The organism is Candidatus Neomicrothrix sp., assembly GCF_035329545.1.
Classification (GTDB): domain Bacteria; phylum Actinomycetota; class Acidimicrobiia; order Acidimicrobiales; family Microtrichaceae; genus Microthrix; species Microthrix subdominans.
Genome location: NZ_DAOLGP010000061.1, coordinates 1,306 through 11,638 on the forward strand (window position 1 = coordinate 1,306; position 10,333 = coordinate 11,638).

8 protein-coding genes and 1 pseudogene are annotated in these 10,333 nt (G+C 67.0%); all 9 read left to right on the forward strand.

All coding sequences use genetic code 11. The annotated features are described in order from the left end of the window. A pseudogene (locus PKD89_RS19185) lies at positions 1-494 on the forward strand (hypothetical protein); the annotation flags it as partial. A gap of 1 nt (position 495) precedes the next feature. Continuing rightward, entirely contained in the window at positions 496-1,446 is a 951-nt protein-coding gene (locus tag PKD89_RS19190) for a PP2C family protein-serine/threonine phosphatase (protein ID WP_289011020.1), read from the forward strand. A gap of 35 nt (positions 1,447-1,481) precedes the next feature. Next, on the forward strand, positions 1,482-2,816 hold the full coding sequence (locus PKD89_RS19195) for an FHA domain-containing protein (RefSeq protein WP_289011019.1): 1,335 nt from the start codon (positions 1,482-1,484) through the stop codon (positions 2,814-2,816). After that, positions 2,813-3,364, forward strand: a complete 552-nt coding sequence (locus PKD89_RS19200; RefSeq protein WP_289011018.1) for a LytR C-terminal domain-containing protein — start codon at positions 2,813-2,815, stop codon at positions 3,362-3,364. Before PKD89_RS19195 ends, PKD89_RS19200 begins: the two co-directional genes overlap by 4 nt. Further along, the gene (locus PKD89_RS19205; protein ID WP_289011017.1) at positions 3,361-3,984 is read left to right on the forward strand and encodes an FHA domain-containing protein; all 624 of its coding nucleotides are present in this window, start codon (positions 3,361-3,363) and stop codon (positions 3,982-3,984) included. Before PKD89_RS19200 ends, PKD89_RS19205 begins: the two co-directional genes overlap by 4 nt. A gap of 9 nt (positions 3,985-3,993) precedes the next feature. Continuing rightward, the gene (locus PKD89_RS19210) at positions 3,994-5,082 is read left to right on the forward strand and encodes an FHA domain-containing serine/threonine-protein kinase (RefSeq protein WP_289011016.1); all 1,089 of its coding nucleotides are present in this window, start codon (positions 3,994-3,996) and stop codon (positions 5,080-5,082) included. Next, a complete protein-coding gene (locus PKD89_RS19215; RefSeq protein WP_324332850.1) occupies positions 5,079-6,728 on the forward strand; it encodes a hypothetical protein in 1,650 nt (549 codons plus the stop codon). Before PKD89_RS19210 ends, PKD89_RS19215 begins: the two co-directional genes overlap by 4 nt. Before the next feature lie 489 nt (positions 6,729-7,217). Beyond that, entirely contained in the window at positions 7,218-7,652 is a 435-nt protein-coding gene (locus PKD89_RS19220; RefSeq protein WP_289011014.1) for a hypothetical protein, read from the forward strand. A 41-nt stretch (positions 7,653-7,693) separates the two neighbouring features. Further along, entirely contained in the window at positions 7,694-10,225 is a 2,532-nt protein-coding gene (locus tag PKD89_RS19225) for an FHA domain-containing protein (protein ID WP_324332852.1), read from the forward strand. Positions 10,226-10,333: the final 108 nt, after the last annotated feature.

Genomic DNA, 10,333 nt, shown 5'->3' on the forward strand with positions numbered 1-10,333 from the left:
GGGTCGAGGGGTTCACCGATCGGCCGCTCCGTGGCGACGGGGTGCGGACGGCCCTGCTCGGTAGCGCCCGGCCCGACGATCAACTCGGGCTGATCTACCCCTCGACTGGTCCGGTCGACCCCTCCCTGGCGTTGAAGGGTGGGTGGGCTCCCGAAGGCGCCCTGGGGGTGATGATCGGAGCGGTGGCGCTCGGTGTGCTCTTGGCCGTCGGCATCGCCGCTGCGGTCCGAGGCTCGCTCGCGAACCGTCGGTGCCCGTCGTGTGATTTCCGGATGCGTCCGGCGTGGCAGACCTGCCCCTCCTGTGGCAAGGCCGTGACTCCTCTGGGTGTGCAGCCGGCTCCCGTGGCGGCGTTCCCTCCGCCCGCTAACCCGACGATCCTGACTGATTCGGCCACCCCGCCGGCGGCTCCCGTGGCGGCGTTCCCCCCGTCGCCGGTGGCCCAGCCCGCGACAGAACCGACTGACCGGGGCACCCGGATCGTCAGGGAGTGAGATGACGCCTCGGCTACTGCAGCGGATGGGGGCGAGCAGCCGCATCGGTCCGCGCCAAACGAACCAGGACAGTTGGCACCTCAACGACCGTGCGTTGGACGGAACCGCCCTGGTGGCGGTGCTCGGCGTGGCCGACGGCATGGGCGGGCTTAACGCCGGCGACGTCGCCAGCGCCACAGCGATCTCTGAGTCCGTCGGTGCAGTGGATGGCCAGGTCATCGACGGCGCGCTCATGCGTGAGGCCGTCCTTCGAGCCGACTTCGCCGTCCGTAATCTCCCGGACGAGTTCGCCGGGGCCGGCACCACCCTGACGCTGTGTGCCGTCGTCGGGAACGAAGCGATCATTGGCCATGTCGGCGATACCCGGGTCTACCTCCTGCGCAACGGCCTGCTCGAGCAGGTGACCGACGACCACTCACGAGTCGGCGAACTGGTGCGGAACGGCACCATCACCGAGGATGAGGCGATGGGCCACCCGGAGCAGAACGTGCTGGAGCGGGCACTCGGTGCCGGGGGAGTTCCCGAGGTTGATATCTACCGGGTCGCCCTGACCCCAGGTGACGTGCTCCTGCTTTCCACGGATGGGCTTCACGGCGTGGTCCCACGGCCGACGCTCGCCGAGGTGCTCAACTCGACCTCGTCGCTCCAGGAAGCCTGCGACAGCCTTACCGGCCTGGCGGAGCAGTGGGAATCGCAGGACAACATCACTGCGGTGGCCTGGCAGTTCCCGGCAGCGCCTGGATCCGAGGAGATGATCGTCAGGCCGGTCTCCAGCGCTTCGGTCACCGGCCAGAGCCAGGCCGGACACTCCACTCAAATCCGTCGTGGCGGTGTGGCGCCGTCAGAGCCGCTCCGATCGGAGTCCGTCGAGTGGGGGAGTTTCGTCCTCAGCCTCGTGGTCGTGTTCGCCTCCGCGTTGCTGCTGGGCCTGGGCCTGGGGGCAGTCCTATGAAGGCCACCTGGCGCGCATGCGTGGTGGTGGGGGCGATGGCAACAGTCCTGGCGCCGGCCGCGGTGGTGGCCTCCCAGCCCACTCCAGGGGGCCGGGTCGACATCCGAGACGTTGTCTCCGAGGCCCCTCCAGCCGTCCAGGTCCTACTCCGTGTGTATGACGGGGCGGGCCTGGAAGTCGGCGGCCTCCGCCCGGAGACTTTCAGCGTCTTCGAAGACGACCAACTGGTCCAGAACGTCGACGTGCGGGCGAGCCACCCTGAGGAAGGTCCGCTCACGGTGAGCCTTCTGATCGACACGTCTGGTTCGATGCGCGAGGACCAGATGCGTGGCGCCATCGACGGCGCCAAGACCTTCCTCGGCACCCTCACCCCGGAGGACCAGGTCGAGGTTTACGGCTTCGGTCGAGAAGCCGAGCAGCCGGTCCTGCAGTTCGGCGAGGCGCGGGACCCGGCCCGTATTGACGCCCTCACACCTGGCGGTGACACCCCGATGCGCGATGCCATCGTCGCCGCGGTCGGACGCCTGGCACAGCAACCTTCACCCAACCGGGCCATCATCCTCCTCACCGACGGCGAGGACGACGGGAGTCTCAACCCGCCGGAGGCCGTGTTGGATGCCCTCACGGCCAACGGGGTCAAGCTCTATGGGCTGGCGCTCGGCGGGGTCGACACCGCCGAGCTGGTCCAGCTCACCGCAAGCCAGCCCGGTCGGGTGGCGACGGTCACTGACGCATCGCAGTTGAACAGCGTCTACCGGGACATGTCCGCCGGGCTGGCCAGTGAGTACCGCCTTGCGTGGGAGTCGACCGCCGGGGTCGGCGATCACACGATTGCCGTGCATGTGATGGCTCCGGGTGTCGATGCCCAGGCCACCCGGAGCTTCACCCTCGGCGGCGGGCCCGAGATTCCGCCCGAGCCCGAGTCATCGTCGGCGGGCATCGTCATCGCCGTCGTGGCAGGGGTCGCCGCGCTGGGGGCGCTCCTGGCGGTGCTGCTGCTGAGGCGGAAACCGGCTCTGGCCACAGTGGGCGGTGCCCGCCCTTCGGCGCCGGCGCCGTTCACACCCACCCCTCCGCCTCCGGGTCCGGCGTCACCCTTTGCGCTGGCCGGTGCGAACGGGACCTTCCCACTGATCGGCTCGGGAATCGTCGTCGGGCGAGATCCCCGAGCGCACATCGTCATCGATGACGGCACCGTTTCACGGACGCATGCCCGGTTCGACATCGATCCCAACGGCGTCTGGATCGAGGACCTCGGATCGGCCAACGGGACGAAGGTGAACGGCGCCCCGGCCGGCCGCGAGCTCTTGAACGTGGGTGACGTCATCTCCCTGGGCGATCACACCCTGACCCTGGTGCGATCGGCATGAGCACGGTCTTCGGGCTCGACAAGCCGGTCTTCGGCGCAGCCGCCGCCGGTGTGGCCGTCCTTGGTCTTGGGTTGGGTTTCGCCATCTCCGGTGGCCTCGGTGCGGACGATGGTCAGGCACAGTCGAATGCCCGGCCGGCGGTCGAACGCGAGGAGGACGTGGCCGACGTCACCGAGGGCGCTGGCGCCACGACCACCGCGCCAACCTCCACCCAGGCTCCCCGCGAGGTTCGGGTCCAGGTCCTGAACGGCTCAGGTCTTAGTGGCCGCGCCGGTAAGGCCACCGAGGAGCTCAAGGCGTCCGGCCATCACACCCTGAAGGCCCTCGACCTCGACGGCTCCCCGGTACCGGCCACGGCGATCTACTTCCAGGCCGGCTATAGGGGCGCTGCCGCCTCTATCGCCAGGGACCTGGGTTTCCCCAACGCTGTTCAGCCGATGCCGCCCACCCCGCCGCCACCCGCTCCCGTCGAGGCCAACGTGGTGGTTGTGCTCGGACAGGACATAGACGCTCCGGCGCCCGACACGACCACAGGAGGAAGTGGATGAACTGTCAACAATGCGGAACCCCTCTACGCCCGGGCGCCAAGTTCTGCCCGTCGTGCGGGGCCCCGGCCCCGGCCGCGGCTCCAGCGGCGATCCCGCAGGCCAACCGCCCGGCCGGTGGCTTCACCGTGGCCGCTCCCCGTCCAGCGGCGGCCCCTGGGGTCACGGGCGGCGCGCCTCCTGCCCGCCCGGGCACGGTCATCAAAGAGGAAGTGAAGCGGCCCGGGACGATCCTGATCGGACAAAAGCAGGACGCCCCCGTGTGCGGTTGGCTCGTCATCATGCGAGGGCGGCGAAAGGGCCACGACTTCCGAATCGAGAAGGACAGTGGAGTTCTGGGCCGCGCCGGCAAGTCCGACTACGTGATCGAAGACGACACGGTGAGCAGCGAGCACGCCCGGATCAAGCTCGAAGACGGTGTCTACGTCGTCTACGACCTCGGTTCGGCCAACGGCACCTATGTGAACGGGGAGCGGGTGCATCGAGCTGAGCTCACCGACGGCGACGTGTTCAAGGTGGGCGAGACGCTGGTGCTGTTCAAGGAAGCGAAGCCTCGCATCCCGCTGGATCAGGCCGACGTGCCCATCTCAAGCCTGGTGAAGCCGAAGTCCGAGGAGTCGTGAGGACGAGAGATGGACGAGCGGTACGAGCGGCGCGGTGTCATCGGCGAGGGAGCCACGAGCGTGGTCTACCGCGCCCACGACACGGTCCTTGACCGTTCGATCGCCCTGAAGGAGCTGATCCTCGAAGGGTCAGAGGACATCGCCATCGAGGAGGCCCGCGCAGCCGCGCGGATTAGCCACCCCAACGTCGTCACGGTCCACGACGTCTTCACCGAGGGTGGCCGACCGGTCATCGCGATGGAGTACCTGGAGGGTCCCACCCTCCGCGACGAGCTCGATTCGATCGGCAGGTTTCCTCTCGACGCCGTGTTCAACATCGCCGGCCAGGTCGCGGCGAGCCTGGCCGCCGCCCACCAGGCCGGAATCGTTCATCGCGACATCAAGCCCGACAACGTCTTCCTCCTCGGCCCCAGGGTCGTTGTGACCGACTTCGGCATGGCCCTGTCGTCCCTGCGGGGCGGGACACCGGGCTACATGAGCCCTGAGCAGTGGGAGAACGCCGCCCCAGCTCCGAGCTCGGACGTCTTCGCCTGGGGCTGCCTGACGTTCGAGTGCATCACCGGCGTGCTCCCCTTCGGGATCGACAACCTCGGCGTTCGGGAACCTCCCGCGGTCGGCCTGGTCAGTGGTTATGGCCCACTCGACGATCTCCTGGCCCGGTGCCTCGCCGGCGATCCGACCCGACGTCCCCGTGACGGCCGAGAACTGGTCGGCGAGCTGGCTTTGCTGGGCTCCGGCCCGCCAGCCATCGCCGACCGGCCCCGTTTGGTTCCGCCGAGCCCGCCAACCCCGCCGCTCGACTCGAGAACCGCAGCGAGGCAGCTGGTCATGACCGTCTACATGGCCGATGGCCGTTCGTGGGCCGTGGCGGTCTCGGGCGGTACCGATCTCGGGCGGGAATCTGACCTGCTCATCCCCGACGACCTTGCCAGCCGCCGGCATGCTCGGGTCGATCCCGTCGATGGGTACTGGATCATCTCCGATCTTGACTCCCTGAACGGGACGGCGGTCAACGGCGTGCACATCCAGAGCGCCCCGCTCTCACCGGGTGATCACGTGACGATCGGCGGGACCGTCCTCGTAGTGGAGGCGACATGACCAGCGACAACGCTGAAACGCCCGATAAGGACTCGGGTCAGAGGCCCGACAGCTCGCCGGCCGACGAGGCGAGCGAATTCGACCCGGCAGAGACCCCTCCGCCGGCAGCCGGAACAGGAACGATCCTGATCGTTGCCGAGGCAGACCACTCGTCCGATGGCGACACCGACCCTGAGGGAGCGACCGCTGAGGTTTCGGGCCGTTCCCCAGCGGGAACGATCCTGCTCGAGCCTGGTGTCGTCCGACGACCGGAGGACGCCAGTGAGGCACCCGCTGGGCCCAGCGCACTGGCTGGAGGGGCCGCTACCGAGGCCGACACTCCTGTGGAAACGGAGCCGTCGGTCATCCCGACCAGCGCCGACAACGACCTAGGCTCTGGCGTGCTCCATTCGAGCTTGCCGCCAGCGGCCGTCCCCCACGAATGGATGGTCAGCCCGGGAGCGACGGACAGCTTGCGGCATTCCAGCATGCCGCCGGCTGCAGGAACGTCTTCGGCCAGCCAGCCCGGCGCGACCTCGCTTGGTGGCATGACCCCGCCCTCACGAGCCTGCGGGGGCACGCCTGCGTGGGCGCAACAAGTCGAAGCGGTTCCGTCCGTGGCGTCGGCCAAGGAGCGGCGGTCGCCAGTCATCTTCATCACGCTCGGGGTGCTTGGTGTGGCCGTGATCGGTCTCATCGTGGCACTTCTCCTCGTGCAGAGCGAGAAGAAGGCGGATGAGAAGGCGGCGGCCAATGCCGCGGTGGTCGACTTCGAGACCGGTGCCGGCATCGTCATCGATGCCATCGATGACGCGAACGAAGCGGTCACCGCTGGAATGGCAGCAATCGGGCAAGGGGCCGACATCGACTCGAGTGGCGTGGTCACGGCCATCGATACGGCTATCGACGATCTGGAGCACCTGGCCATCCCTGACGCCGACGTCGGCCGCCAGGCCGACCAGCAAGCGCTGGTGAATGCCGTCGACGCCGAGGTCATCTTCCTCAAGGCCCTCAAGGATCTGGCACTGGTCCCGCTCATCGACGTGCAGGCCGGGGCTGCCCAGCCCGCAGCCGAGAGTTGGTCACAGGTCGCCCGTGCGCTGGAGGAAGCGATTCCCGTGGTGGCCGGCCGGCGGCCATCGGACGCCACCCAAGGCATGGCGCAGAATGTCGCGTCGTTCGGCGAGGCGCTGGAGGCGGGTGGTCAACAGCTTCGGGAGAATGCCCTGCTCCGACAGGCCCTCAGCGGCTACCGGACTCAGGTGACCACGGTTATCGCCAGGTATCGGCGACTCCAGGACGAACTTGCCGACCGGGAGATGAGGCTGTGGAACCCAGAGACGCGGTTCGATGATCCATTCCAGATCTTCCAGAACGCGGTGGACGCTCGTCGCATCGTTGCTGCCGACCTCGATTCAATCGAAGCTCCGAATGGGATGGGACCGACGCAGGCCCGAATGGCCCAGATCGTGCGAGAGATCACCACCATCGTCGAGACGGATGCCTTGAGCGGTCTCTACCTCGTCTACGAAGGCGGGGGCACCCTCGGCGACACCGATGGATACAAGGCCTTCGTCCGTCGAACGAACGCACTCGGCGACGAATTCAACAATCTAGAGAAGCAAATCCTCCGAGAGATTGAATCCGCCGATGCAGCCCTCAGCTAGCGATCTGTCGATGAAGGTTCCTTCGGGTGCCCCCTTTGTCTCTGTCGAGAGAGGGTCCCCATCGCCGGCATCCCTCGACTCGGACCTTTGCGCTATTGCGACATCTCGTCAAGGTGCCGCTGCTCTGGTTCGAGCTAGCGCACGGCGAAGAAGGCACGCCAACTCGAGTATCGCCGACTCGTGCGACCTCGGAAGCGCTGGTGCACGGAGCACCAGTCTCGGGACGGCGCGGGGCGCGTGCAGGTTGGCGGTCGGTGTCTCAGCAGGTCCGCCGGTCGGAGCAGCGATCGGGGTGGATCTGTGAGCCCCGAGAGCTGTTGGCGCTGCGGATCGGTGACGAGCGCGACCGACCGGTTCTGTGCCGTCTGTGGCTCCGCACTGGACCCCGCTGCGGACTCGGGTGGAGCCGGGCGGGCCGCTCGCCGGGACGGTCGTCGAGGCAGTCGGGCGAGGTTGTGGCTCCTCGCCGGTGGCGGAGTCATTGTCCTGGTGTTGGGTCTCATCGGCTCGATCGTCATCTTTGGCGGCGGTGACGAGCCCGATAGCGATGAGACGTTCGCCTCGCAGATTGAGCCCTCGGAGGAGATGCGCGACTTCTGGTCGACGAATCGAGTTCGGTTGGAGGCGTTCGACGAAGCTGCGACTGCGCTCGCAAAGGTCGATCCGGCATTGGATCCGACCGCGTGTGCAAAACTCGGCGTGGAGTTCGATCAGGTCGGTTCGGTCCAAGAACTTTCCGAGCTAGCGGCCAATGCGCCAGCCGGGATCTACGCGGAGGCGCTTTCAGAGCAACAGGCTGCCGTTGCCTCGGCGTTCGCGGCCTGTCGGGGCGAAGCGCCCGTGTCATTCGCTCAGGCCCTAAATGAGCTCCAGGTATCGAACTCAGCTCTGCGGCGGTTGCTCGATGAGGGCGGGCTCCGGTGAGCCGGGTTCGAGCCCTTGCCAGCCTAGGCGTGGTGCTTCTCGTGACCGGTCTCAGCGGGGTTCGCGCGAACGCCTCACCTGCACTTCCCACGCAGTCCGCGACCGGCGTGCCGCCGACTTGGCTCGGATTGGGCGACTCGTTCTCGTCGGGCGAGGGCTTGCCGGACAACTCGAATCGCCATCCGAATGACGGCCCCTGTGAGCGTGCCCGAGCCGACGATACTCAAGCATCCGCGGCGTGGGGACCGCTCGCGGCAGCGAACGATGGCCGGTCATTCGCAGTTGATTTCACGGCTTGCACGGGCGCAATCACCGATGACGTACTGCAGCAAGGGGGGACGGGCGGTGTTCAGATCGACGAAGCGTTGAACGGGGCCCAGCTCGGCTCTCGCCGCTGGGGCGCTGTGTCCTTCAGCTACGGAGGTAACAACCTCTCCTCGGGCGGACTCAGCAAGGTCATAATGGACTGCATTGGGCTGGATGCAAGGGACTCCATCGCAAACGGCGGGGTGGGTTGGGGTGCCGCTCCGTGGGTTGGCTGTTCGGTGGGTGAGGACGAACTGCTGCGTCGGGTCGACCAAGTCACTGACACTGACTTCAGCTCCGTGGACTTGGACGCCCCGCTCGACTGCTCCCGTGGGCACGACGCCGGATCCGACGACGACCAACTTGAAAAAGGCAAGCTCACCTTGCCCGAGCTCTATCAGGTCGTCGCCGAGTGCATCGTCCGAGCGGACGGGGTCGTCGTCGTCATGGGCTACCCGCAGCTCGTCGAGGAGAGCGGCCGTTGGGACGGCGGGTGGACGGAAGGAAACCGGTGTCAGAGGATCCGCCGAGCCGATGTCGGGCGCGTCCGGTCAACGGTTGCCCGACTCAACGATGGCATTCGACGCGTTGTCGAGCGCATCGACCGTCAGTACAGCAGCCATTGGTCTTTTGTTGACCCGGCCCAGTTCTTCGAAGGTGAACACTACGGCAGCGGTGGGGCGTCCCAAACTGAACTCGACACGGACTCGAAGCGCCACGCCCTGTGTGGCAAGGGCACTGACTGGCTCAATGGCATCGTGGCGCACAGCTTGGAGTTCCATCGGAGCTTCCACCCGAAGCAGTCGGGTCATGACGCGATGGCGAAGGGGGTGGAGGCCCAGGCTGGCGATGAGCTGGATCGCCTCCTCGAGCGTCTGCGAACGGCATCGCCGCTGGATCCGACAGGTTCCGGAGTCGAACCACTGCCTGCGGGGTTCACAGCTGTCCAGGCGGTTGTGGATGTCAGCGGGTCGATGGGTGACCCGGCGGACTCATCCGGGCAGTCGAAGATGGCTGCGGCGCAGTTGGCTCTCGGTGGCATCCTCAGCGCGCTCAGTGCGGAGTCTGGAGGTGCGGGCGGAGGGACACCGACCCAGGCGGGGCTGGTGACATTCGACACGTTCGCCACGGTCGCTGTCCCGATGACGAGCGACGTGGACCAGCTCCGCTCTGGGGTGTCGGGCCTGTCCCCGGGAGACACGACCAACATCGGTGCCGGCTTAACCGAGGGGTTGAACCAGATTGAGGCTGCTGGTCAGGGGGGGACGCTGATCCTGCTGTCGGATGGGCTGATCACCGAGGGAATGGAGTCTGGCGAAATCCTGTCGCAGCTCGTGCCGCGCGCGCAGGCGATGGGGGTCAAGATCTTCACTATCGGGTTCGGGGAGGCCGAGAACCTCGATGAGAGCTTGCTACGGCAGCTTGCCGATCAGACCGGTGGAAGCTACGGCCAAGCCGAAACCATCGTCGGGATCCAGGGGCTTTTCCTCCAGGCACGTCACCAGTCGCAGGGCACCGTCCTGGCGTCCGTCACCAGCGCAGTCGGCCTGGGTCAAACGACGACCGCAAGTGCGTTCACCATTCCTGAAGGTGCCGCCGAGCTCCACACCGCCCTGGCCTGGCCGGGTTCGGATTTGGATATGGCGCTGATCGATCCCAAGGGGAATCCGGTCGATGCGAACTACCACGGCGCGCGCTTCGTGACCGATGACGTCACCGAGGTCGTCGTCGTCGATGCTCCCGAGCCCGGCGAGTGGCGCATGGATGTCACCGGCGTGGAGATGTCCGGCGCCACAGAGGACTTCTTCGCCATCGCTTCGACTCGTGGCCAGGTCGCCCTTGTCCCACCCGATCCGGCGATCTGGCCGTTCCTGGTCGGAGGCGGCTCACTCACGTTGCTCGCCGGGGGCGGCGCAACCGCGGCGCTGGTGGCATCCCGCCGCCGGAATGGGCAACGCCGTGTCGTCGGCCCGACGCTCTCGGTCAGCGTCACCGCTGGCATTTCGGCCGGTCTCACGCTGCTGATCCACCCGGGCGATGTCCTCGGGCGAGACACTGATGCCGACGTGCGGCTCCCGGATGATTCCGTTTCACGCCGGCATTGTCAGTTCATCGTGGTCGAGGGGGCCTTCGCCGTTGTGGACTTGGATTCGTCTTCGGGAACGTTCCGAAACGGCGAAGCGATTCAACGGGCTCGGCTGTCCGTCGGCGACGTCCTGGATCTGGGTGAGGCCCGCCTCCTCATCTTGGAAAGCTCCGATGTCTGACGATCCGACGATCTGCGACGCATCGTTGTTGGTTGCTGATCGTTATCGGATTGTGCGTGAGTTGGGTTCGGGTGCGATGGGGGTGGTGTGGGAGGCGCATGATCAGGT

Bases quoted from the DNA above. Each gene is read 5' to 3' on its own strand.
- PKD89_RS19215 (WP_324332850.1), top strand. From the start codon at position 5,079: ATGACCAGCGACAACGCTGAAACGCCCGATAAGGACTCGGGTCAGAGG.
- PKD89_RS19195 (WP_289011019.1), top strand. From the start codon at position 1,482: ATGGCAACAGTCCTGGCGCCGGCCGCGGTGGTGGCCTCCCAGCCCACT.
- PKD89_RS19190 (WP_289011020.1), top strand. From the start codon at position 496: ATGACGCCTCGGCTACTGCAGCGGATGGGGGCGAGCAGCCGCATCGGT.
- PKD89_RS19210 (WP_289011016.1), top strand. From the start codon at position 3,994: ATGGACGAGCGGTACGAGCGGCGCGGTGTCATCGGCGAGGGAGCCACG.
- PKD89_RS19200 (WP_289011018.1), top strand. From the start codon at position 2,813: ATGAGCACGGTCTTCGGGCTCGACAAGCCGGTCTTCGGCGCAGCCGCC.
- PKD89_RS19205 (WP_289011017.1), top strand. From the start codon at position 3,361: ATGAACTGTCAACAATGCGGAACCCCTCTACGCCCGGGCGCCAAGTTC.